The organism is Streptomyces sp. NPDC096324 (assembly GCF_044763015.1).
GTDB lineage: Bacteria > Actinomycetota > Actinomycetes > Streptomycetales > Streptomycetaceae > Streptomyces.
The window spans coordinates 244,168-266,944 of record NZ_JBIWFK010000009.1 but is presented as its reverse complement, the minus strand read 5'-3'; the positions used below and the strand labels follow the sequence as shown (position 1 = coordinate 266,944).

At 72.1% G+C, this 22,777-nt stretch carries 24 protein-coding genes; 15 read left to right on the top strand and 9 right to left on the bottom strand.

Translation table 11 applies throughout. The features are described 5' to 3' along the window. Window positions 1-112: 112 nt before the first annotated feature. Window positions 113-1,075 (bottom strand): serine hydrolase, encoded by a 963-nt coding sequence (locus tag ACIQ7M_RS26170; protein WP_403648594.1) that lies wholly within the window; start codon window positions 1,073-1,075, stop codon window positions 113-115. Window positions 1,076-1,224: 149 nt separating this feature from the next. Between ACIQ7M_RS26170 and ACIQ7M_RS26165 the strand changes: the two genes are divergently transcribed. After that, entirely contained in the window at window positions 1,225-1,956 is a 732-nt protein-coding gene (locus ACIQ7M_RS26165) for an SseB family protein (RefSeq protein ID WP_355772875.1), read from the top strand. A 53-nt stretch (window positions 1,957-2,009) separates the two neighbouring features. On the opposite strand, the gene ACIQ7M_RS26160 is transcribed toward ACIQ7M_RS26165, so the two are convergent. Further along, window positions 2,010-2,366 carry a DUF1844 domain-containing protein gene (locus tag ACIQ7M_RS26160; protein ID WP_037628367.1) on the bottom strand — a complete coding sequence of 119 codons (357 nt, stop codon included), beginning with the start codon at window positions 2,364-2,366 and terminating at the stop codon, window positions 2,010-2,012. A 390-nt stretch (window positions 2,367-2,756) separates the two neighbouring features. Here ACIQ7M_RS26160 and infC point away from each other — a divergent pair, with 390 nt between their 5' ends. The 10 genes from infC to ACIQ7M_RS26110 all read left to right on the top strand — a co-directional run bounded on the left by infC (window position 2,757) and on the right by ACIQ7M_RS26110 (window position 14,388). Beyond that, window positions 2,757-3,473: a translation initiation factor IF-3 gene (gene infC, locus ACIQ7M_RS26155; RefSeq protein WP_355772878.1), complete on the top strand. Its 717-nt coding sequence runs from the start codon at window positions 2,757-2,759 to the stop codon at window positions 3,471-3,473. A gap of 107 nt (window positions 3,474-3,580) precedes the next feature. Then, window positions 3,581-3,775 (top strand): 50S ribosomal protein L35, encoded by a 195-nt coding sequence (gene rpmI, locus ACIQ7M_RS26150; protein WP_006374321.1) that lies wholly within the window; start codon window positions 3,581-3,583, stop codon window positions 3,773-3,775. Between the two features lie 93 nt (window positions 3,776-3,868). Continuing rightward, the gene (gene rplT, locus ACIQ7M_RS26145) at window positions 3,869-4,252 is read left to right on the top strand and encodes a 50S ribosomal protein L20 (RefSeq protein ID WP_003970214.1); all 384 of its coding nucleotides are present in this window, start codon (window positions 3,869-3,871) and stop codon (window positions 4,250-4,252) included. Window positions 4,253-4,526: 274 nt separating this feature from the next. Further along, window positions 4,527-5,387, top strand: a complete 861-nt coding sequence (locus ACIQ7M_RS26140; RefSeq protein ID WP_403648589.1) for a TrmH family RNA methyltransferase — start codon at window positions 4,527-4,529, stop codon at window positions 5,385-5,387. Between the two features lie 53 nt (window positions 5,388-5,440). After that, complete coding sequence (locus ACIQ7M_RS26135; protein ID WP_355774339.1) at window positions 5,441-6,616, top strand: ATP-binding protein; 1,176 nt, start codon at window positions 5,441-5,443, stop codon at window positions 6,614-6,616. Window positions 6,617-6,798: 182 nt separating this feature from the next. After that, window positions 6,799-7,926, top strand: a complete 1,128-nt coding sequence (gene pheS, locus ACIQ7M_RS26130; protein WP_355774336.1) for a phenylalanine--tRNA ligase subunit alpha — start codon at window positions 6,799-6,801, stop codon at window positions 7,924-7,926. Beyond that, a complete protein-coding gene (gene pheT, locus ACIQ7M_RS26125; RefSeq protein ID WP_355774333.1) occupies window positions 7,926-10,430 on the top strand; it encodes a phenylalanine--tRNA ligase subunit beta in 2,505 nt (834 codons plus the stop codon). Before pheS ends, pheT begins: the two co-directional genes overlap by 1 nt. Window positions 10,431-10,729: 299 nt before the next feature. After that, entirely contained in the window at window positions 10,730-11,968 is a 1,239-nt protein-coding gene (locus tag ACIQ7M_RS26120; protein WP_403648585.1) for a PP2C family protein-serine/threonine phosphatase, read from the top strand. A 413-nt stretch (window positions 11,969-12,381) separates the two neighbouring features. After that, the gene (locus tag ACIQ7M_RS26115) at window positions 12,382-13,722 is read left to right on the top strand and encodes a transcriptional regulator (RefSeq protein WP_355775987.1); all 1,341 of its coding nucleotides are present in this window, start codon (window positions 12,382-12,384) and stop codon (window positions 13,720-13,722) included. 120 nt (window positions 13,723-13,842) lie between these two features. Beyond that, complete coding sequence (locus ACIQ7M_RS26110) at window positions 13,843-14,388, top strand: NUDIX hydrolase (protein ID WP_403648581.1); 546 nt, start codon at window positions 13,843-13,845, stop codon at window positions 14,386-14,388. A gap of 21 nt (window positions 14,389-14,409) precedes the next feature. Here ACIQ7M_RS26110 and ACIQ7M_RS26105 read toward each other — a convergent pair whose 3' ends face one another. Together ACIQ7M_RS26105 and ACIQ7M_RS26100 are read right to left on the bottom strand one after the other, a co-directional pair. Continuing rightward, window positions 14,410-14,667 carry a hypothetical protein gene (locus ACIQ7M_RS26105; protein WP_355775989.1) on the bottom strand — a complete coding sequence of 86 codons (258 nt, stop codon included), beginning with the start codon at window positions 14,665-14,667 and terminating at the stop codon, window positions 14,410-14,412. A gap of 210 nt (window positions 14,668-14,877) precedes the next feature. Continuing rightward, window positions 14,878-15,738 (bottom strand): 3-hydroxybutyryl-CoA dehydrogenase, encoded by an 861-nt coding sequence (locus tag ACIQ7M_RS26100; RefSeq protein ID WP_355774093.1) that lies wholly within the window; start codon window positions 15,736-15,738, stop codon window positions 14,878-14,880. Between the two features lie 168 nt (window positions 15,739-15,906). Between ACIQ7M_RS26100 and ACIQ7M_RS26095 the strand changes: the two genes are divergently transcribed. Then, entirely contained in the window at window positions 15,907-17,154 is a 1,248-nt protein-coding gene (locus ACIQ7M_RS26095) for a glycoside hydrolase family 10 protein (protein ID WP_403648578.1), read from the top strand. Window positions 17,155-17,190: 36 nt separating this feature from the next. On the opposite strand, the gene ACIQ7M_RS26090 is transcribed toward ACIQ7M_RS26095, so the two are convergent. Both ACIQ7M_RS26090 and ACIQ7M_RS26085 read right to left on the bottom strand, forming a co-directional pair. Next, window positions 17,191-17,388 carry a DUF1918 domain-containing protein gene (locus tag ACIQ7M_RS26090; RefSeq protein ID WP_403648575.1) on the bottom strand — a complete coding sequence of 66 codons (198 nt, stop codon included), beginning with the start codon at window positions 17,386-17,388 and terminating at the stop codon, window positions 17,191-17,193. A 93-nt stretch (window positions 17,389-17,481) separates the two neighbouring features. Then, on the bottom strand, window positions 17,482-18,453 hold the full coding sequence (locus ACIQ7M_RS26085; protein WP_403648572.1) for a DMT family transporter: 972 nt from the start codon (window positions 18,451-18,453) through the stop codon (window positions 17,482-17,484). On the opposite strand from ACIQ7M_RS26085, the gene ACIQ7M_RS26080 reads away from it, so the two are divergent. Both ACIQ7M_RS26080 and ACIQ7M_RS26075 read left to right on the top strand, forming a co-directional pair. Beyond that, window positions 18,452-19,888 (top strand): PLP-dependent aminotransferase family protein, encoded by a 1,437-nt coding sequence (locus tag ACIQ7M_RS26080; RefSeq protein WP_386985810.1) that lies wholly within the window; start codon window positions 18,452-18,454, stop codon window positions 19,886-19,888. The two genes, ACIQ7M_RS26085 and ACIQ7M_RS26080, sit on opposite strands and share 2 nt — an antisense overlap. Window positions 19,889-20,062: 174 nt before the next feature. Beyond that, entirely contained in the window at window positions 20,063-20,656 is a 594-nt protein-coding gene (locus tag ACIQ7M_RS26075; protein ID WP_355774079.1) for a histidine phosphatase family protein, read from the top strand. On the opposite strand, the gene ACIQ7M_RS26070 is transcribed toward ACIQ7M_RS26075, so the two are convergent. Continuing rightward, window positions 20,638-21,081: a DUF6314 family protein gene (locus tag ACIQ7M_RS26070; protein WP_403648567.1), complete on the bottom strand. Its 444-nt coding sequence runs from the start codon at window positions 21,079-21,081 to the stop codon at window positions 20,638-20,640. The two genes, ACIQ7M_RS26075 and ACIQ7M_RS26070, sit on opposite strands and share 19 nt — an antisense overlap. A gap of 1 nt (window position 21,082) precedes the next feature. Next, window positions 21,083-21,895, bottom strand: a complete 813-nt coding sequence (locus ACIQ7M_RS26065) for a LysR family substrate-binding domain-containing protein (RefSeq protein WP_386985815.1) — start codon at window positions 21,893-21,895, stop codon at window positions 21,083-21,085. 82 nt (window positions 21,896-21,977) lie between these two features. On the opposite strand from ACIQ7M_RS26065, the gene ACIQ7M_RS26060 reads away from it, so the two are divergent. Then, window positions 21,978-22,367: a DUF5997 family protein gene (locus ACIQ7M_RS26060; protein ID WP_355774070.1), complete on the top strand. Its 390-nt coding sequence runs from the start codon at window positions 21,978-21,980 to the stop codon at window positions 22,365-22,367. Window positions 22,368-22,424: 57 nt separating this feature from the next. Here the strand turns inward: ACIQ7M_RS26060 and ACIQ7M_RS26055 are convergent, their stop codons facing one another. After that, window positions 22,425-22,769 (bottom strand): hypothetical protein, encoded by a 345-nt coding sequence (locus tag ACIQ7M_RS26055; RefSeq protein WP_403648564.1) that lies wholly within the window; start codon window positions 22,767-22,769, stop codon window positions 22,425-22,427. Window positions 22,770-22,777 lie beyond the last annotated feature (8 nt).

Below are 22,777 nucleotides of genomic sequence, written 5' to 3'. Positions count from 1 at the left end.
CCGAGTCCCACCGGCCGATCCGTCGAAGGCCCGTCCTCGAACGGCCGCTCCAGGGCGGACCGTCCTCGAACGGCCGCTCCGGGTCTCCGGGTCGGCCCTCGACGGCCGGCCCTCAGTCCTCGGCCGTGTCCCGGAACGCGGACACCGCCGCCTTCGACACCGCTTCCACCAGCGAAATGCCCTTCGCCTGCGTCGAGTTGCCGTTCGACAGCGTCGCCACCAGAAAGACGTGGCCGTCGGCCGAGATCCGCCCGATGCTGTTGATGTCCCACAGCCCGGTCGTGCTGCGGGCCAGCCACCCGTTCTTCAGCGCCCAACGGGACCCGTCGCCGGCGGCGGACACCCCCCACCGCTGATCGGTCTCGATCTCGCCCATCAGCCCCTGGAGATAGGACCGCGAGGCAGCGCTCAGTTCGGAGTCGTCACCGAACACCTGGCGCAGAAGCGTGAGTTGGTCGCTCGCGGTGGTCTGGGTCAGACCCCACAGCTCCCCGTCGCCGCCCTGGGTGTCCGTCAGACCGAAGCGCTTGTTCGCGGCGTCCAGCCCGTCGGCCCGGCCGATGGAGGCCCACAGCGCGGTCGCCGACGCGTTGTCACTGTTCTCGATCATCGCGGTGGCGTTCGTCTTCTCCCGCGCGGTGAGGTGCCGGTCCGCGTCCTGCGCCTGGAGCAGCAGCGCGGCCAGGATGTTCACCTTGACGATGCTCGCGGTGTCGAAGGCCGCGTCGCCGTAGGCCGCGCTCTCGCCCGAGGCGACGTCGAGGACGGCGACCGACGTCTTCGCACCGGCCGCCACCGTCACCGACTTCAGCGCCTTGGCGAGCAGCGCGTCCCGGTCCACGGAGGGCTCCGCCACGGGTTCCACCGATGCCTCCTCGCTCCCGGCGGGCGACGCGGAGGGCGCCGCCGACGCCGCCGACGATACGACCGCGGGGCCGTCGTGCGCCTGCGCCTTCATGTACACCGTCCCGGCGGCCGTGGCGCCGACGAGGACGACCGAGGCCACCGCGGTGTACAGAAGTGGCGTGCGTCGGGAGGGCCGGGCGCGACGCCCGCGTGCTCTGTGACGGTCCATCCGGCGATGCTCGACGGCCGGGCTGTGTCGTCCGTTAGACGCGTGTGAAAGACGTGTCAGGGAAAACTGAGAAACTCATGAATCCCGTCGCCCGCGCGTTACGGGGGCCGCACAAGCGCAGCAGCATTCCCCCGATAGGGTCGGGGACCGTGGCGAACAAGAACATTCCCGACCCCGGCTTCCCCGACGACGACGGCTCCGCCGACCCCCGGCTGAGCGCCGCGCTCGCGGCCTGGTCCGCCGACCGCAAGGCCGTGCCGGCGGTCCTGGAGGCGCTCACGGGTGCCCGGCTCCTCGTCCCCGTCGTGGCGATGCTCGGTGAGGTCGAGGAGGACGAGAACGGGCTGCGCCGCGAGAAGACCAGTGACATGGCGGTGCCCACGCTCAAGGCCGGGAACCGTACGGCGCTGCCCGCCTTCACCTCCACGGATTCGCTGGCCCGCTGGGATCCCGAGGCCCGCCCCGTCGCCGCGCGCCTGAACCAGGTCCTGGAGGCCGCGGCCCACGAGAAGGCCGACACGATCGTGCTGGACCTGGCCGGGCCCGTGTCGTACGAGCTGACGGGTTCCGCCCTGCTGGCGGTCGCCGAAGGGCGTACGACCGCCGATCCGCTCGCCGATCCCTCCGTCGTCGAGGCGGTACGGGCCGCGGTCGCCGCCGAGCCCCTCGTGGCCCGCGCCCATCTCGGCCCCGGTCCGGCGGACGGCACCCTCGCGCTCGTGCTCGACCCGTCGGCCGCCCCCGCCGAGACCGCTCGCGCGGTGGCCGAGCGGCTCGCGGCCGACGAAACACTGAGGGCCCGCCTGGTGCGCGGCCTCGACCTGGCACTGCTGCCGGCCGAGGCGACGCCTCCGGGCGAGCCCCTGTACGTACGCGGTTAGGCACGCGGGCGGGTCCGTGTCCGTACGGCGGCCCGTACGGACACGGGTACGGGTCAGCCGTAGACGGGTCCCGTGTACTTCTCGCCGGGGCCCTGGCCCGGCTCGTCCGGGACGAGGGACGCCTCGCGGAAGGCGAGCTGGAGGGACTTCAGGCCGTCGCGCAGCGGCGCGGCGTGGAAGGAACTGATCTCGGTCGCGCTCGCGTCGAGCAGACCGGCGAGCGCGGTGACCAGCTTGCGCGCCTCGTCCAGGTCCTTGTGCTCGTCGCCCTCCTCGGTGAGACCGAGCTTCACGGCGGCGGCGCTCATCAGGTTCACGGCGACCGTCACGATGACCTCGACCGCGGGGACCTCGGCGATGTCGCGGGTCATGGTGTCGAAGTCGGGGTTCTGGGGAGGGGTGTCACTCATGCCTCACACGATAGGCCCCGGCGCGCGCGGTCCCGTCCACGGGAGCCCTCCGCCCGGTGAGCGGCGGTGAGGAGGCCTCCGGTTAGCGCGTACCCGGCGGAACTGCTAACCTTGTGTAACGACCGGCCGGATACTTATGTGCTCGGCCCACAAGTGGAGGCTCCGATCTCCCACCTGACCGTCCTCCGGGACGGCGGGTCACCCGGTCAGACGGCCGCCATCGTTCCGTACGGACGATGGAGTCGTCCGAATGCGCGCCCCGCGGTAGACCGCGGCGGTGCTCCGGTTGCCATGGAGCCCCGCCTGTGTCCCGTCCGGGGCATTTTTCATGCCCCACGGCGGTTGGTCAAAATGTCATCAGAGACATACGCGGCTGTCCGCCAGACCGCCGTGTGGTGCTACCGAGGAGGATCCATCAGCACCGAGCCCCGCATCAACGACCGGATTCGCGTTCCCGAAGTGCGACTTGTCGGTCCCAGCGGCGAGCAGGTCGGGATTGTTCCGCTTGCCAAGGCCCTTGAGCTTGCTCAGGAGTACGACCTCGACCTGGTCGAGGTGGCGGCGAGCGCACGCCCGCCCGTCTGCAAGCTCATGGACTACGGCAAGTTCAAGTACGAGTCGGCCATGAAGGCCCGTGAGGCGCGCAAGAACCAGGCGCACACGGTCATCAAGGAAATGAAGCTCCGGCCGAAGATCGACCCGCACGACTACGACACCAAAAAGGGTCACGTCGTCCGGTTCCTCAAGCAGGGCGACAAGGTCAAGATCACGATCATGTTCCGTGGTCGCGAGCAGTCCCGGCCGGAGCTCGGCTACCGACTGCTGCAGCGTCTCGCCACGGACGTCGAGGACCTCGGGTTCATCGAGTCGAACCCGAAGCAGGACGGCCGAAACATGATCATGGTTCTCGGTCCGCACAAGAAGAAGACCGAGGCGATGGCCGAGGCCCGTGAGGCTCAGGCGGCTCGCAAGGCGGACGCGAAGGCCAACCCCGGTCGCTCGCAGAACGCAGCCGAAGAGGCCGAAGCCGACGGTGACACCACCGAGGGCGCGCCCGCTGAGGCCGAGTCCACCGAGACCCCGGCCGAGGCGTCAGCCGAGGCCTGATCCCAGGGCCCCCGCCCCGGGATGTCAATCGATACATATGACGTTCCATCCGTGCCCGGTCCTGCGACCGGGCACCGGAACGCCACTGACGAGGAGAGAACGGCGCTATGCCGAAGAACAAGTCGCACAGCGGTGCCAGCAAGCGCTTCAAGATCACCGGCTCCGGCAAGGTGCTCCGTGAGCGCGCCGGCAAGCGCCACCTGCTCGAGCACAAGTCGTCCCGCGTGACGCGCCGTCTCACCGGCACCGCCGAGATGGCCCCGGGCGACGCCGCGAAGATCAAGAAGCTTCTCGGCAAGTGACGTACCGGCGCCCAGCGCCGTACGTCTGATCCGGGACCCAATCGATTTCGGGCCGTGTGAGTCCAACCACGGCCCCGCTACAAGGAGTTAAAAGTGGCACGCGTCAAGCGGGCAGTCAACGCCCACAAGAAGCGCCGGGCGATCCTCGAGGCGGCCTCCGGCTACCGCGGTCAGCGTTCGCGCCTGTACCGCAAGGCCAAGGAGCAGGTCACCCACTCGCTGGTCTACAACTACAACGACCGCAAGAAGCGCAAGGGCGACTTCCGTCAGCTGTGGATCCAGCGCATCAACGCTGCGGCCCGCCAGAACGGCATGACGTACAACCGCCTCATCCAGGGTCTGAAGGCCGCCAACATCGAGGTGGACCGCAAGATCCTCGCGGAGCTGGCCGTCAATGACGCCAACGCGTTCGCCGCGCTCGTCGAGGTCGCGCAGAAGGCCCTGCCGTCGGACGTCAACGCGCCGAAGGCCGCGTGACGCTGCGCCGGCTTTGGCCGATGTGACTGAAGGACCCGCAGGTTCGCCTGCGGGTCCTTTGCTGCTCACGCCGCTGCGGCCGGCCGTTCGGGTGCCGCAGGGCGGGGGCTGATCGCTCCCCCGAGTTCTCGGCTCCGCTCGAACAGGGGGGACCCCCATCGCGGCGGAGCCGCAGATCGACAGAGCCTCGCGCCCCGAAGGGGTTGCAGTCACCCCCGCTGCCATGCGAGCCGCACGGATACCGGCCGCACAGATACCGAAGGTGAACCAGAACATGGCCTCCGCCAGCCCCGAGCTGATCTCGCCCCGTTCTCCCCGTGTCTCCGCCGCGCGGCGGCTGGCCCGGCGGAACTTCCGGGGCAAGGAGCGGCTGTTCCTCGTCGAGGGGCCGCAGGCCGTCCGGGAGGCCGCCGCACACCGCGCCGACGGCACGCCCACCCTCGTGGAGCTGTTCACCACCGTCGAGGCCGCGGAGCGCTACGCCGACATCATCGGCGGCGCCCGGCAGGCCGGCGCCCGGGTGCACCTCGCCGAAGAGCAGGTCATCGCCGACATCTCGACCACCGTCACCCCGCAGGGCCTCGTCGGGATCTGCCGTTTCCTCGACACCCCCTTCGAGGACATCCTCAAGGCCCGCCCGAAGCTGGTCGCCGTCCTCGCCCACGTCCGCGACCCCGGGAACGCCGGAACCGTGCTGCGCTGCGCGGACGCCGCCGGCGCCGAGGCCGTCGTCCTCACCGACGCTTCCGTCGACCTGTACAACCCCAAGGCCGTACGCGCCTCCGTCGGGTCCCTGTTCCATCTGCCCGTCGCCGTCGGCGTGCCCGTCGAGCAGGCCGTGGCCGGGCTCAAGGACGCCGGAGTCCGCATCCTCGCCGCGGACGGCGCGGGGGAGGACGACCTCGACGACGAGCTCGACAAGGGGACCATGGGCGGCCCCACCGCCTGGGTCTTCGGCAACGAGGCCTGGGGGCTCCCGGAGGAGACCCGCGCGCTGGCCGATGCCGTCGTGCGCGTTCCGATCCACGGAAAGGCCGAGAGCCTGAACCTGGCCACGGCCGCGGCCGTATGTCTCTACGCGTCAGCCCGTGCACAGCGCGCCTCCACAGGGTGCCGCTCCGTCACCGGCAGCTAGTAGGGTGACGGGCCCGGGGGCCCTCTGTGCCGGACGAGAGGTGGGGTACGGGGATGAGTGTCGGCACGGGCGGTGCCCATGGCGCGCTGCGAGCGCGAGACGCGCGCGGCACTTCCGCGCCCTGGCACGATGACACGGCCGGAGCCGGTCCCGGCCTCGGCATAGACCCCGACGACCTGCCCGACGGGATCGTCGTCGCCGACGAACAGGGCCGGGTCGTCTGCTTCAACGCCGCCGCCGCCCGGATCACCGCGGTCCCCGCCGCCGAGGCCCTCGGCCGCCGGCTCGAAGCGGCCCTCCCGCTGGAGGACCTCGAAGGCCGGCGCTGGTGGCAGCTCACGGACCCCTACGGCGGACTCGCCATCCGCAACGGCCAGCCCGAACGGAACCTCCTGCTCCCCGGCGGCCGCGAGATCCTCGTCTCCGCCCGCTACGTGCGCACCCACCCCACCGGCCCGGTCCGCCGGGTCGTCGTCTGCCTGCGCGACACCGAGGCCCGCCGCCGCACCGAGCGCAGCCACGCCGAGCTGATCGCCACGGTCGCCCACGAACTGCGCTCGCCGCTCACCTCCGTCAAGGGCTTCACCGCGACCCTGCTCGCCAAATGGGAACGCTTCACCGACGACCAGAAGAAGCTGATGCTGGAGACCGTCGACGCCGACGCGAACCGCGTCACCCGGCTCATCGCCGAACTCCTCGACATCTCCCGCATCGACTCGGGCCGCCTCGAACTGCGCCGCCAGCCCGTCGACATCGGCGCCGCCGTCGGCCGGCACATCCAGGCCTACGTCGCCTCCGGCCAGCCCGCCGACCGCTTCCTGCTGCGCATGGAGCAGCCGCTGCCCGGTCTGTGGGCCGACCCCGACAAGATCGACCAGGTGCTCAGCAACCTGATCGAAAATGCGGTGCGCCACGGCGAGGGAACCGTCACCATCGACGTGGCACCCTCCACGTCCCCGCGCGAGCGGCCGGACGAGGAGGGCACGGCGAACGCCGTCACGTCGGTCACCGTGAGCGACGAGGGCACCGGAATCCCGGAGGAGTCCATGAACCGCGTCTTCACCCGCTTCTGGCGGGGCAGCAAGCGCGGCGGCACCGGCCTCGGGCTCTACATCGTCAAGGGCATCGTCGAAGCCCACGGCGGCACCATCACGGTCGGCCGCGCCCCCGGCGGGGGAGCGGAGTTCCGATTTACGCTGCCCGTGGGCACCCCGGCGTATCTGCTCTAGCGCCGCAGCGGCCCCCACGGGCGCCTCCGCACGGGAACACCGCGAGGACGCCCCGTCCTGGGCGGACCCTCACCCCCGTTAGACTCGGCCTTTGGCACCTTTGCGTCCACTCATCTGCGGACGATGCGTCTCCGAGTCGATGACGGGGACCCTCAGCCAGCCAACCGGAAGCACGGGAAGAGATGTCGGCACCTAATAAGTCGTACGACCCTGTAGAGGTCGAGGCCTTGAAACCGGAAGAGATCGAGCGCATGCGGGACGAGGCGCTCGCCGCCTTCGCCGCCGCCGGCGACCTCGACGCGCTCCAGGAGGCCAAGGTCGCCCACACCGGCGGCGCCTCTCCGCTGGCCCTCGCCAACCGCGAGATCGGCGCACTGCCCCCGCAGGCCAAGGCCGCGGCCGGCAAGCTCGTCGGCCAGGCCCGCGGCGCTGTGAACAAGGCCCTCGCCGGCCGCCAGGCCGAACTGGAGGCCGACCGGGACGCGCGCGTCCTGGTCGAGGAGGCGGTGGACGTCACCCTGCCGTACGACCGTGTGCCGTCCGGCGCCCGGCACCCGCTGACCACGATGATGGAGCGGGTCGCGGACGTCTTCGTGTCCATGGGATACGAGGTCGCCGAGGGCCCCGAGGTCGAGGCGGAGTGGTTCAACTTCGACGCCCTCAACTTCGGCCCGGACCACCCGGCCCGGCAGATGCAGGACACCTTCTTCGTCCAGGGGCCCGAGGGCACCCACGGCGACGAGTCCGGCGTCGTGCTGCGCACCCACACCTCGCCGGTGCAGGCCCGCGCCCTGCTCGACCGGGAGCCGCCCGTCTACGTCGTGTGCCCCGGCCGCGTCTACCGCACGGACGAGCTCGACGCCACGCACACCCCGGTCTTCCACCAGATCGAGCTGCTGGCCGTCGACGAGGGCCTGACCATGGCCGACCTCAAGGGCACCCTGGACCACATGGTCCAGTCGCTCTTCGGCTCGGACATGAAGACCCGGCTGCGCCCGAACTACTTCCCCTTCACCGAGCCGTCCGCCGAGATGGACATGCTCTGCTACGTCTGCAAGGGCGAGTCCGTCGGCAACCCCGACCGCCCCTGCCGGACCTGCTCCTCCGAGGGCTGGATCGAGCTCGGCGGCTGCGGCATGGTCAACCCGCGGGTGCTGGTCGCCTGTGGCGTGGACCCGGAGAAGTACAGCGGATTCGCCTTCGGGTTCGGCATCGAGCGGATGCTGATGTTCCGTCACAGTGTTGAAGACATGCGAGACATGGTCGAGGGTGACGTCCGGTTCACCCGGCCGTTCGGGATGGAGATCTGATGCGGGTCCCGCTTTCTTGGCTGCGGGAGTACGTCGACCTGCCGGCGACGGAGACCGGGCGCGACGTCCAGGCCAAGCTCATTTCGGCAGGCCTCGAGGTCGAGACGGTCGAGCAGCTGGGCGCCGACCTCAAGGGCCCCCTGGTCGTCGGCCAGGTGCTCACGATCGAGGAACTGACGGAGTTCAAGAAGCCCATCCGCTTCTGCACCGTCGACGTCGGCACCGCCAACGGCACCGGTGAGCCCCAGGAGATCGTCTGCGGCGCGCGCAACTTCGCCGTCGGCGACAAGGTCGTCGTGGTCCTGCCCGGCGCCGTCCTGCCCGGCAACTTCGCGATCGCCGCGCGCAAGACGTACGGCAAGACCTCGCACGGCATGATCTGCTCCGGCGACGAGCTGGGCATGGGCGACGACGGCTCCGGCGGCATCATCGTGCTGCCGCCGGAGATGGAGCCCGGCACCGACGCGATCGAGCTGCTCCAGCTCGTCGACGAGGTCCTCGACATCGCGGTCACGCCCGACCGCGGCTACGCCCTGTCGCTGCGCGGGGTGGCCCGCGAGGCCGCCATCGCCTACGGTCTGCCGCTGCGCGACCCCGCGCTGCTCGACGTACCGGCCCCGAACGCGTTCGGCCACCCGGTGCGGATCAGCGACCCGATGGGCTGCGACCGCTTCACCGCGCGCACGGTGACCGGCCTCGACCCCGACGCCCAGTCCCCGATCTGGCTGCGCCGCCGGCTCCAGAAGGCCGGCATGCGCCCGGTCTCGCTCGCCGTCGACGTCACCAACTACGTGATGCTGGAGCTCGGCCAGCCGCTGCACGCCTACGACCGCAGCCGGGTCCAGGGCACGATCGGCGTGCGCCGGGCCGAGCAGGGCGAGAAGCTCACCACGCTCGACGGCGTCAAGCGCACGCTGGACGCCGGCGACCTGGTGATCACCGACGACCGCGGCCCCATCGGCCTCGCGGGCGTCATGGGCGGTGCCCACACCGAGATCGACGACACCGAGGGCACCACCACCGAGGTCGTCATCGAGGCCGCGCACTTCGACCCGATCACCATCGCGCGCACGGCCCGCCGGCACAAGCTGGCCTCCGAGGCGTCCAAGCGCTTCGAGCGCGGCGCCGACCCCGAGGCCACCTCGGCCGCGGCCCAGCGGACCGTCGACCTCCTCGTGCTCCTCGCGGGCGGCACCGCCGACGCCGGGGTCACCGAGGTGATCGCGCCGTCCGCGCCGCACACCATCACCATCCCGGCGAACCACCCGGACAAGGTGGCCGGTGTCGACTACGGCCGCGAGACCGTCGTACGCCGCCTCCAGGAGGTCGGCTGCGACGTCTACGGGCAGGACGAGCTCATCGTCACCGTGCCGTCCTGGCGGCCCGACCTGACCGACCCGAACGACCTCGCCGAAGAGGTCATCCGGCTCGAGGGCTACGAGAACCTGCCCTCCACGCTGCCCAAGCCCCCGGCGGGCCTCGGCCTCACCGACCGGCAGCGGCTGCACCGCCGGGCCGGCCGTGCGCTGGCCGGCGCCGGTTACGTCGAGGCACCGAACTACCCGTTCATCGGCGAGCACGTCTTCGACCAGTTCGGCCTCGCCGCCGACGACCCGAAGCGCAAGGTCGTCAAGCTGGTCAACCCGCTCTCCGACGAGGAGCCCGCGCTCCGTACGACGCTGCTGCCGGGCCTGCTCCAGGCCCTGCGCCGCAACGACGGACGCGGCAGCCACGACCTGGCGCTCTTCGAGACCGGTCTGGTCTTCCACCCGCGGGAGGAACTGCGTGTCGCCGGGCGGCTGCCCGTCGACCGCCGTCCCACCGACGAGGAGATCGCGTCCCTGACCGCCGCGCTTCCCGCGCAGCCCCGGCACGCCGCCGTCGTCCTCGCTGGCGCCCGCGAGCAGGCCGGCTGGTGGGGCAAGGGACGTCCGGCCGACTGGGCCGACGCGATCGAGGCCGCACGCGTCCTGGCCCGCGAGTCGGGGACCGAACTCCTCGTCCGCTCGGGTCAGTACGGGCCCTGGCACCCGGGCCGCTGCGCCGAGCTCGCGGTCGTGGTGGACGGCGCGGAGCAGATCGTCGGGTACGCCGGTGAGCTGCACCCCGGTGTCCTGAAGACGCTGGGCCTGCCCGCGCGCACCTGCGCGATGGAGCTGGACCTGGACGCGCTGGAGCGGGCGAGCTCGGGCCACCCCAAGGGCCCGAAGATCTCGACCTTCCCGGTCGCCACGCAGGACGTCGCCCTCGTCGTCGACAAGAGCGTCCCGCACGCGGACGTCGAGGCGGCCCTGCACGAGGGTGCCGGTGAACTCCTCGAGTCCATCCGGCTGTTCGACGAGTACGAGAGCGCCCAGCTCGGCGAGGACAAGAAGTCCCTCGCCTACGCGCTGCGGTTCCGTGCCGACGACCGCACGCTGACCGTCGACGAGGCCTCCGCGGCCCGCGACGCGGCGGTGGCGCTCGCCGCGGAGCGCACGGGCGCCGTGCTGCGCGGAGCCTGACGGCTCACCGGATCGCGCCGGGGAACCGTGCGCCGTGTTCGCGGACCGTTCCGCGACCGGGGCGCGCGGTTCCCCGCTCCCGTTCTCGGGGGTACCCGGGCCCCTGAGCGGGGTTTTCCGGACCCCTGAGCGGGGTTCCCCCGGCCTCTGCCTGCATAAATGCGGCTGTCCGAAGACACCTCACTCATTTGGGTGACATGTCCTGGTGACCCTGCCCGGCCGGGTCGGCGCTCGACAGAATCGGAGCGGTCTCTCCGAGGCCGTCTGCGCTGTCAGTGCCTATTGGGGGGCCAATCGGCATGATCCGTAACAAGGCTGGGGCTCCCCGCAGGGCGACGCTCCAGACGCATTCGCGGAACCCGGCCAGAGCGGTCCCCGGACCGCGCCGTTGCCGTGACCGGCTGAGGGCCGGATTCGACCGTGCGGTACGCGGTCGCAGATCACGCGCAGGATTCCTCCGCGAGGACTGCGGACGCGGCCTCCTCGGCCACCGGGTCCCGCGCGCCACCGACCGGCCGCCGCTGCGCCGGGCGGTGAACCTGGGGCTGCCCGCGGTCTGGGGCGCGCTGGCGATCTCGTACAAGATGGCCTGTCCGCTCGCGCAGGAGAACGGGCTCGGTGCCCACGTCGTCACCAGCGCCGTCTTCTTCGCGGTCGGAGCCGGCCTGATGGTCCACGTCAGACGAGCGCTGCTGCGCGAACTCCGGCAGATCCGCAGAATCGCGGGAGCCGCGCAGAACGTCCTGCTGCGCCCGTTGCCGCCGCGCATCGACGGACTGGACATCGCCGCCGCCCAGCTCTCCGCGGACCACGGTGCGAGCATCGGTGGCGATCTGTACGAGGCGATCGCCACCGAGCACGGCGTGCGGGTCGTGATGGGGGACGTCCGCGGGCACGGACTGGGGGCCATCGGCACGGTCGCCGCCGTCCTCGGCAGCTTCCGCGAGGCCGCGCACGACGAACCCGAACTCGGCGGCGTCCTCAGAAGACTCGAGCGGGCGCTGGCCCGGCACCTGCGCGAGCGGGACCGGGCCGAACACGCCTTCGCCGGGCCCGAGTCCGACCACCACGCCGCCGAGGAGTTCGTCACCGTCCTGCTCCTGGAGATCCGCGGGGACGGCGAGGTGCACGCCCTCAACTGCGGCCACCCCTGGCCGTATCTGCTGGCCAGGGGCCACGTCCGGCCGTTCGTACACGCCGAACCGCTGCCCCCGCTCGGGCCGTTCCCGCTGCCCGCCCGCCTGCCGGCCGAATCCTGCGGCCGGCTCCGGCCCGGCGAGGGGCTCTTCCTGCACACCGACGGCGCCGAGGACGCCCGGGACGCCCGGGGCCGGTTCTTCCCGCTGCTCCCGGCACTCGCGGCGGTCGTACGCGACGGACCCGTCGAACCGCAGGCCGTGCTGCGCGCCGTGTTCGCCGGCCTGCTGCGCCACACCGGCGGCCGGCCCGACGACGACGTGGCCCTCCTGGTCCTGCACAACGACCGCCGCCCCCTCGCCCTGAACCACGGCCGTGTCTCCCAGCACGTGCCCCGCTAGGCCGTGTCCGTGACGTCCAGGCCGCCCGGCCGATCCCGGGAACGACCGGCCACGGGACCCACTCCCGGACGTCCGGAGTCCCGCGGCCGACCCGGCCGGACCGGCTCTGCCGTCCGCCCGGCCACGGAGTGTCGGGCAGGCGGCCGGGCGGACGGCGCGGAGCGGGCCGCCGTACTGTACGAGGGGGAGCCGGCGGCCCGGCCGGCCTCTTGCGAGGCATTTCAGTCAACCGGTGCGAAACTCTCCGCGACAGCGAGCGCACAGCGCGGATACGGGCATTCCCATCACACCCCGTGTGAAAGGGGACGCACTACTCTCTCTGGTGCGGTCGGGAGAGGTCGCCTCTCTCTGGTGCGGTTGGGGAGAGGTCGCCCGGCGGCGCCGCCGGCAACGAGCCACTCGGGGGGCCTCCCATGCAGCCCAACACTCTGCTCGACGCGATCCTCGACGAGGCGGGGATCTCGCACGCGGGACTCGCGGCCCACGTCAACCAGGCGGGCCGGGCCCGTGGTCTGGCCCTGCGCTACGAACACACCGCCGTGGCACGGTGGTTGAAGGGCCAGCGACCGCGCGGACAGGTGCCCGACCTGATCTGCGAGGTGCTCGCGGGACGGCTGCACCGGCCCGTCACGCTCGACGACATCGGACTCGGGGTCCCCGGCGAGCCCTCCACCCCGCACGCCGGCTCGCTCTCCGGCTTCGTCGAACGCGCCACCGCCCTGTGGCGCTCGGACGAACAGCAGCGCCCGCACATCCTCGGCGCCCCGGCCGTCACCGGAACCCCCGCCGTGATGCCCGTGTGGGAGTGGGAGAACCCGCCCGAGGACGTGGACGTCTCGCGCGGCGGCCGCCATCAGGTCAGCATGGCCGACATCGAGATGCTGCGCGCGGCACGGGCCCACTACGAGCAGATGTACCGCAAGGCCGGGGGCATGGCGACCCGCACCCGGATCGTCGGCTTCCTCAACTCCGAGACCGCGCCCCTGCTGCGCGGCAGTTACACCGACGCCACCGGGCGCCAACTCCACCGCGCGACGGGCGGGTTGGTGGCCATCGCCGGCATCTGCGCCTACGACTCCGACGCGCACGGACTCGCCCAGCGCTACTTCCACCAGGCGCTGCGCCTGGCGAAGGCCAGCGGGGACAGGGGACTCGGCGCCTACGTCATAGCCCTGCTGGTCAACCAGTCGCTGTTCATGCGCGAGTACCGGCAGGCGGTCGCCTTCGCCGAGGCCGCGCTGCGCGCCGCGGGGCGCCACATCACGCCGGCGCTCGCCTCCGACCTCTACGCCATGCAGGCGAAGGCGTACGCGCACCTCGGCGACGGCAGCAGCGCACTGTCCTGCATACGGCGTGCCGAGCAGGCCGCCGAGCGCATCCGGCGTGGTTACGAGCCCGACGAGACCGGCTATGTCCAGCCGGGACTGGTCAACGTACAGGTGGCGGAGGCGCTGCTCAGCCTCGGCGACCTGGTGGCCGCCGCGGAGCACGCCGCGGCCGCCGTCGACAATCCGGCGCACGACCGGGGCCGGGTGCACCGGCTGGCCATGCTCAGCCAGATCGAACTGCGCCAGGGCAACGCCGACAAGGCGGTGGCGACGGCCGTCCAAATGGCGGAGCAGGCACGGGGAATGGAGTCCCAGCGGCTGCGCGACAGACTGCGCGCGGTACGCGAACACCTGGTGCGCAGCGGCTGTGCGGGGACGACCGAGGCCGCTGAACTCATCGACGGCGCACTGCGCGTACCGCTGTAGGAGCGGCCCGGCACATTCCCTCGTTCACCGCCGCCGTGCTGCGTCCCGACCCCAGTGAGCCCTGCTGTCGGGACCCGGCTGCTGCGATATTGCCTTCACTCGGCGGAAGGTGGCAGAACCGTGCAGTGGACGAAACAGAACGAACAAACTGTGTATGAAAACCGCTGGTTCAGCGTCAATCTCGCAGATGTGGAGCTGCCGGACGGGCGGCACCTCGATCACTTCCTGATACGGCTGCGGCCCGTCGCCGTGGCCACGGTGGTGAACGAGGCCAACGAGGTGCTGCTGCTGTGGCGGCACCGCTTCATCACCGACAGCTGGGGATGGGAGCTGCCGGCGGGCGTCGTGGAGGACGGCGAGGACATCGCCGTGGCGGCGGCCCGCGAACTGGAGGAGGAGACCGGCTGGCGGCCGGGACCCCTGCGGCATCTGATGACTGTCGAGCCCTCCAACGGGCTCACCGACGCCCGGCATCACATCTACTGGGCCGACGAGGGCGCGTACATCGGACACCCCGTGGACGACTTCGAGTCGGACCGCCGGGAATGGGTTCCCCTCAAACTCGTTCCCGACATGGTCGCCCGCGGTGAGGTCCCGGCCGCCAACATGGCGGCCGCACTGCTGCTCCTGCACCATCTCAGGCTCGGACAGGACGTGTTGCCCTGATCGGCCCCCGGCGTCCCGGCGCTAGTGGCCGAGAGCCTGCCAGACCGCCACGGCCAGGGCGCCCACGGCCGCGACGACGGCGACGGTGGGCAGTGGCCAGCGGGTGTGTTCGAGCGCGACGATCCGTGTGCTCAGGTCATCGAGATCCTTGGCCGTCTGGTCGTCGCGCTGGGTGAGCAGCGCCAGTCCTCCCTCGATGCGGGTGAACCCCACTTCGAGCGACCGGCGTAACTCCGCGATCTCCCTCGGTGCCGCGGGATGCTCGGGGTCGGCGGTCACGAGTCCGCTCCTTTCCGTGGTCGGCACATCCCTGTGTCTGCGCACGGAAAGTCAACTCGCCTGGTGGGCGCGTGGGGAGAGTGTGCGCCGGGCATATGCGAGCCCGGTGCGCACACGGCGTGTGAACAGCGCGGGCCCGGCACCGCGAAGGGTGCCGGGCCCGCGCGAACTCCGCGAAGCGGAGCGGGTGTTCAACCGGTGGCCGGCAGGTCAGCCGTAGGTGTAGAACCCGGAACCGGACTTGCGGCCGAGGCGGCCGGCGTCGACCATGCGCTGGAGCAGCGGGGGAGCGGCGTACAGCGGCTCCTTGTACTCCTCGTACATCGAGAACGCGACCGAGGCCACCGTGTCCAGACCGATCAGGTCGGACAGCTTGAGCGGACCCATCGGGTGGGCGCAGCCCATCTCCATGCCGTTGTCGATGTCCTCGCGGCTCGCGATCCCCGACTCGAACATCCGGATCGCGGACAGGAGGTACGGGATCAGCAGCGCGTTGACGACGAAGCCCGAGCGGTCCTGGGCGCGGATCGCGTGCTTGCCGAGCGCCTTCTCGGCGAAGAGCTGGGCGCGGCCGATGGTGCCCTCGGAGGTGGTCAGCGCCGGGATCAGCTCCACGAGCTGCTGCACCGGGGCCGGGTTGAAGAAGTGGATGCCGATGACCTGGTCGGGACGCGAGGTCGCGACGGCCAGCTTCACCAGCGGGATCGAGGAGGTGTTGGAGGCCAGGATCGCGTCCGGCCTGGTCACCACCTGATCCAGCACCTGGAAGATCTCGGTCTTCACCTGCTCGTTCTCGACGACGGCCTCGATCACCAGGTCACGGTCGGCGAACTCGCCGAGGTCCGTGGTGAAGCTCAGCCGGTCCTGGGTGGCCTTGAGCTCGTCCGCGGAGATCTTTCCGCGCTCGGCCGCCTTGGAGAGGGAGGAGAAGAGCCGGGTCCGGCCGATCTCCAGGGCTTCGCCGGTGGTCTCGGCGACCTTCACGTCCAGTCCGGCGCGGGCGCACACCTCGGCAATGCCCGCTCCCATCTGGCCGCAGCCCACCACTCCGACGCGTTCGATGTCGGTCACATCGTCCCCTTCGCTGATCCGCACTGCCTGGCAGGTCGTCCGTTGTTCGGGCCCTGCTCCGAACGTGCACGTTACTCCCAAGTATCGATGATCGATCGTCGGGGTGGTGCATGCTGTGTCCCGATACGGCACGTAACCGGACGGATTCGCGACGTGAGGGGTACGGACATGGGGCGACTGCCACGCCGGGCGTTCGCGGCGGCCGCGCTCGCGACACTGTCGGGGTTCGGCACGGCGGGGGACGCGGCGGCCGCCCAGGACACGGCCGCGTCGGGGAGCGCGACGGCCCCGGCCGCCATGCGGGGCATGTGGCTCGCGACCGCCTCGAACCGCGACTGGCCCTCCCGAACCGGCCTGAGCCCCGCACGCCAGCGCGCCGAGCTCCTCGGCCACCTGGACACGGCCGTACGCCTGCGCCTGAACACCGTGATCCTCCAGGTCCGTCCCGCCGCCGACGCCCTGTGGCCCTCGCCGTACGAGCCGTGGTCCCGATACCTGACCGGCGTCCAGGGCGAGGATCCCGGCTGGGACCCGCTGGGCACCGCGGTGCGCGAGGCCCACGCGCGCGGTCTGGAACTGCACGCCTGGTTCAACCCGTACCGCGTCTCGGGACAGCCGGACCCGCGCAAACTCGCGGCCTCCCACCCCGCGCGTCTCCACCCGGACTGGATCGTGCGGTACGGCGGGAAGCTCTACTACAACCCCGGGCTGCCCCCCGTCCGCACGTTCGTCCGGGCCGCGATGCTCGACGCGGTGCGCCGGTACCCCGTCGACGGCGTGCACTGGGACGACTACTTCTATCCGTACCCGGTGCGGGGCGAGCGCTTCGACGACGACGCGGCGTACGCCGGGCACGGGGCGGACTTCACGGACAGGGCGGCCTGGCGGCGCCACAACGTCGACCTGCTGGTGCGGGAGATGGCGGAGGGCATCAGGAAGGTCCGGCCCGGGGTGCGCTTCGGCATCAGCCCCTTCGGCGTCTGGCGGAACGCCTCGACCGACCCGCTCGGCTCACCGACCCGGGCCGGCATCGAGACGTACGACGATCTGTACGCCGACACCAGGAAATGGGTCGCGCGGCGCTGGGTCGACTACATCTGCCCCCAGCTCTACTGGAACATCGGCTTCGCCGCCGCCGACTACGCGAAGCTGCTGCCCTGGTGGGCGGGGGTCACCCGCGGCACGGGCGTCCAGCTCTACGCGGGCGAGGCGCTGTACAAGGCGGGCGACCCGGCGCAGCCCGCGGCCTGGCAGGACCCGGCCGAACTCTCCCGCCATCTCACCCTCGCCCGCCGTCACCCCGAAGTGCGCGGGCATGTGTTCTTCTCGGCCTCGGAGACCGGCGCCGACCGGATCGGCGCGATGGCGCGGGTCGTCGCCGACCACTACCGGCAGCCGGCGAAACCCCCGCGCTGAGCGTCCGCCGGCCTCCCGGCGCCCGTCCGGGTCGTCCTACTGCGGCGGCATCTCCCGGTGACGGATCTCGGAGTCGGGGCCCGGCGAGCACACCGCCTCGTGACCGTCCTCGAACCGCACGCGGTAGGGGGGCGAGCCTTCCGATCCCATGACCTCGGTGATCTCCGCGACCTTGTCGTGTTGGCCGACGGTCCGGCCGTGCTGCACCAGCTTGTCGCCTTTGGTTGCGTGCATCTGAACGGTCTCCTCGCCTGTACGGGAGCAACGGTTCCTGGCCTTGGGGCCGAGGCCCGGGGGGCGCGCCGCGCGGCGCGCCCTGCGGGCGGTTCAGCCCCGTGCGCGCTGGGTCAGAGCGATGCAGACGAGGACGGCGGCCGCCGTCAGGGGTGCCGCCGGGGTGAGCCGCTCGCCCAGGAGCAGTACCGACCACACCAGTGTGAGCAGCGGCTGGGCGAGCTGCAACTGGCTGGCCTTGGGAATCCCGATCGACGCCATCCCCCGGTACCAGACGACCAGGCCGAGGAACTGCGAGCCGACCGCGACCCACAGCAGCCCGGTCACGCTGTGTGCCGTGAGATGCACCGGTTCGTACGACAGCGCCACCAGCGCGCCCGGAACGCTGAGCGGCAGACACAGGATCAGGGCCCAGCCGATGACCTGCCAGCCCGGCATCACCCGGGCCAGCCGGCCGCCCTCGGTGTAGCCGGCCGCGCAGATCAGCAGGGCCCCGAAGAGATAGGCGTCCGCGCCGGTCAGGGCGCCGCCGCTCTGCTGCACGGTGAACGCGATCACGGCCGCCGCGCCCGCGCAGGCCGCCACCCAGAACGTCCGTGACGGCCGCGCGCCGGTGCGCAGTGCCGAGAACAGCGCCGTCGTGAGCGGCAGCAGCCCGACGACGACGGCCGCGTGGGCGGTGGTCGACGTCCGCAGCGCGAGCGTCGTCAGGAGCGGGAAGCCGAGGACGACCCCGGCGGCGACGACGGCGAGGCCCGCCAGATGCCGCCGGTCGGGCCGGGGGACCCGCAGCGCGAGCAGACAGCCGCCCGCGACGACCGCCGCGAGGACGCAGCGCACGGTCACCAGTGACCAGGGGCCGAAGCCCTCCAGGCCCCAGGCGGTCGCGGGGAAGGTGAGGGAGAAGGCGGTGACACCCAGGGCCGCCTGAACGGTGCCCGGGCGGCGGTTCGCCGGAGCGGGGCCCGCCGGAGCGGGGCTCCGGGACGGGACGGAGGCCGGGGCCTCGACGTCGGCGCCGACCGCTATCCCGGTCCGCTCGATAGCGCTACTCTGTGCTCTCATGCAAGAGCGTAGCAGTGTGGGCGATCTGGCGGAACGGCTGCGACAGGAGCTGAACCGCTACTCGCCAGGTGGAAAGCTGCCGTCCAGCCGGGCACTCGTCGAGCGGTTCCGTGTGAGCCCGGTGACCGTGTCACGCGCGCTGGCGCAGCTCGCCGCCGAGGGGCTCGTGGTCACCCGGCCCGGCGCGGGCGCCTTCAAGGCCCGGCCCCGGCCCGCCCTCACCTCCACCGGGGACACCTCCTGGCAGGAGGTCGCGCTCAGCGCGGACACCTCGCCCGAGTCCGTCCCGCGCACCGTGGACGCCTCCGGCGTCCTCGTCTCGCTCGCCGCGCCGGCACCCGGAGTCGTCGAGTTCAACGGCGGCTATCTGCACCCCTCGCTCCAGCCCGAGCGGGCGATGGGCGCGGCCCTGTCCCGGGCCGGCCGCCGCCCCGGGGCCTGGTCCCGGCCGCCCATGGAGGGACTGCCCGAACTGCGCGAGTGGTTCGCGCGCGGTATCGGCGGGGCGATCGGCGCCGCCGAGGTGCTGGTCGCGGCCGGCGGCCAGACCGCCCTGACGACAACCCTGCGCGCGCTCGCGCCGCCCGGCGCCCCGGTCCTGGTCGAGTCGCCCACGTATCCGGGAATGCTGGCCATCGCCCGGGCCGCCGGTCTCCGCCCCGTACCGGTCCCGGTGGACCCCGACGGGGTGAAACCCGAGCTCCTGGCCGACGCCTTCAAGGCCACCGGCGCCCGCGTCTTCGTCTGCCAGCCGCTGTTCCAGAATCCGACCGGCGCCGTGCTCGCGCCCGAGCGGCGCGGCGAGGTGCTGCGCATCGCGCGGGAGGCCGGGGCCTTCGTCGTCGAGGACGACTTCGTACGCCGCCTGGTGCACGAGGACGCCGGCCCGCTGCCGCGTCCACTGGCCGCCGAGGACCCGGACGGCGTCGTGGTGCACGTCGGCTCCCTCACCAAGGCGACCTCGCCGAGCTTCCGGGTCAGCGCCCTCGCGGCGCGCGGCCCGGTGCTGGAGCGGCTGCGCGCCATCCAGGTCGTCGACACCTTCTTCGTGCCGCGCCCGCTCCAGGAGGCCGCGCTCGAACTCGTCGGCTCACCGGCCTGGCCGCGTCATCTGCGCACAGTTTCGGCCGAGTTGAAGGCCCGTCGGGACACCATGACCGCCGCTCTGCGGCTGCGCCTGCCCGAACTCGCCCTGCCCCACGTCCCGTTCGGCGGCTACCACCTGTGGGCGCGGCTGCCCGACGGCACCGACGAGTCCGCGTTCGTCGCCGCCGCCCTGCGCGCGGGGGTGGCCGTGACCCCCGGCCGCCCCTACTACAGCGCCGAACCCCCCGCCGCCCAGATCCGGTTGAGCTTCGCGGCGGTGGCGGGGACGGAGGAGATCACGGAGGGCGTACGACGACTGGCGGCGGCGTACGACGAGGTACGGACCTGAGCGGACGCGACCCGACTCCGCGACCCGGGGAACCGCGGCGCCGCGTCGGCGGGAGAACCGGATCCGGGGCGCCCGCACAGCGGACGCACAGACCACTGGCCGATGTTCTGTGCATATTCGGATACTCAGGGTGACACCCTTGACCTGCGGAGGTGGGCGCTCCACGATCTGCGCATGCATCTTCGGGTCACGTTCGTCGCCGCAGCGCGAAGCTCCGCGCTGCTGGCGGAGCGCTTCGAGGACGACCGGCCGCTGGACCAGGCGGGGTGGGAGGAAGCACAGCGCGCCGCCGCCGGGCTGCTGCCGCTGGCGGCGGCCGAGCTGCGCTACTGCGCTCCGACACCCCGCAGTCGGGCCACCGGTGACGTCCTCGGCTACGCCCCGCTGGTCCAGCTCGCGCTGCGTGACTGCGACATGGGCCGATGGCGGGGCTTCACCCTGGGCGAGGCCATGGCCCGTGAGCCCGAGGCCGTGGACTCCTGGCTCTCCGATCCACGCTCCACACCCCACGGCGGTGAGAGCCTGCTGACCTTCATCGCCCGGGTCGGCGCCTGGCTCGACACACGGCCCGGGGAGGACGGCGGAAGCATCGTCGCGGTGGCCGAGCCGTCGGTGGTGCGGGCCGCGCTGGTCTACGCGCTGAAGGCGCCGCCCTCGACCTACTGGAACATCGATGTCCGTCCCCTGTCGGCGATCACCGTGACGGGCCGGGCGGGCCGCTGGAATCTGCGCGTCGACGGGGCGCCCGCTCAGGTCGGGCGCGTGTAGCCGGTGGTCAGCACCAGGTCCTTCGCGGGCCCCCGCACCCGCCAGACGGAACGCCAGTGGTTCTCGTCCCGCACGGTGAACTCGCCCCGGTAGAGGTCCGCCGCGCACGGATGGTCGGCGACGTACCGCCCGCCCGTCAGGTCCAGGTCGTGGAACGGGCGGCCGTCGGCGAACCGTACGAGCGCGGTCCCGCGGGTGGGGCCCGGCAGGAACCGCAGTGTCCGCTCGGCGGGCCGCGCGACGCCCTGCCACACGAACGTGCCCGACTCCCGGTGCAGCAGCCCGCCGTCGTTCAGCGGCCCGAAGACCGTCGTGCCGGTGAAGCGGCCCTCGGCGTCGTTCGCGAGGTCCCGTACGGTGCGTTCGACCCGCCAGCTTCCGGCCAGGTACGTCAGCACGTCCTCGACCGGCCAGAACTCGCCCACGTCAGGAAGCGCGGCGGGGCTTGCCGCGCTTCGCGCCGCCCTTCGGGCCGCCGTTGCCGCTCCGGGGGTTCTTGGCCGTGGCCCTGCCGCCGCCCTTGCCGGGTGCGGGCTTGCGCCGGGCGCCGCCGCCCGCGTCCGACTTCCGGGAGGCGGCCTTCGCGGCCTTCGCCGCGCCCTTCTGCTGGGCGGCGGGCGGGGTCTGGGAACGCCCTCGCGTGCTGTTGACCGTGCGTCCGCGCACGATGCCGATGAGGTCCTCCACCAGATCGGTCGTCCGCTCCTCGGGCCAGGCCAGCGCGACCCGCGACTCGGGGGCGTCGGTGACCGTCCGGTAGGTGAGGTCCTTGCGGTGGTGGAGCCGGGCGAGGGACTGCGGCACGATCACGACGCCGATGCCCGCCGCGACGAGTTCCACGGCATCCACGGTCTCGGCGGGCCGCTCCAGCGCCGGCCTGCCCGGCAGCCGCTCCCAGTCCAGCGGGTCGTCCTCGGGGTGCAGCACGATGTCGTCGGCGAGGTCCTCGCCGCTGACCTGCTCGACCGCCGCCACGATGTGGTCCTTGGGGACCACGACGACCGTCGTCTCGGTGTAGAGGGGGATCGCGCTGAGATCGGTCCCGTCGACCGGCAGCCGGACGAAGCCCGCGTCGGCGTCGCCGCGCCGCAGGACGTCGTACACCTCGGCGGCGGACACCGGGACGAGGACCAGGGAGACGTCGGGCAGGCGCTCGTTCCAGATCCGCACCCACTTCGAGGGTGTCACCCCCGGAACGTAGGCGAGCCTGAACGAGGGGGGTGCTTCGGAGCCGGTCACCCCGTCAGATTACCCGGCGTGGCCGTCGACGCCGTACCGGCGATGGTCGGCGGGGGCCCGAGCGCTCGATACCCTTGACCCCATGAGTTCGCACCAGACCGCCCAGACCATGAAGCCCGCCACCGCGGCGAAGAAGCTGGGTGTGTACCTCGAGGCCACCCCCGCCGAGTTCCAGGAGGGTGTCGTCTCCCGTGCCGAGCTGAACGCGCTGCAGACCGACCCGCCCACGTGGCTCCAGGAACTGCGCCGCACCGGCCCGCACCCGCGGCCCGTCGTCGCCGCCAAGCTCGGCGTCTCCATCGCGGGACTCGCCCGCGGCGGCGTCAGCGAGGCCCTCACCACCGAGCAGATCGAGGCGCTGAAGACGGAGGACCCCGAGTGGCTGCGGCGTGAGCGCGCCACCCAGGCGGAGGTCCGCAAGGAGTCGGCGCGCATCAAGCAGAAGAACGCGGACCGGAACGCCGGCTCCTGACCGAAGGCGCCCCGCCGGTGCCGCCACCGGGCGGCACCCGGGCACCCCGCGGATGGCTCAGCCACCGGCCCCCGGGGTGCCGTGGCCGTCGGAGCCGGGCGCTCCGGAGCCGCCCGCGCCGGGCGGGGAGCTCTGGCCGGCCGAGTTGCCGAACGCCTTGACCAGCAGGTAGATCACCGCGCCCGGCGGGATCAGGAAGATGACGACGGGGAACTGGAACGTGCCCGTCGTCTGATGGGCGACGTACCACCCGTAGCAGGCGAGGAAGATCCCGCCCAGAGCGGCCCAGGCACGGTTCTTGACCGAGTTGCCGGGTACGAAGGCCGCTCCGATCAGGATGATGCCCGACAGGACGGCGAAGATCTCGTACGCGCTCCAGTGAGCGGACGACGACGATGACACGGGCGGTC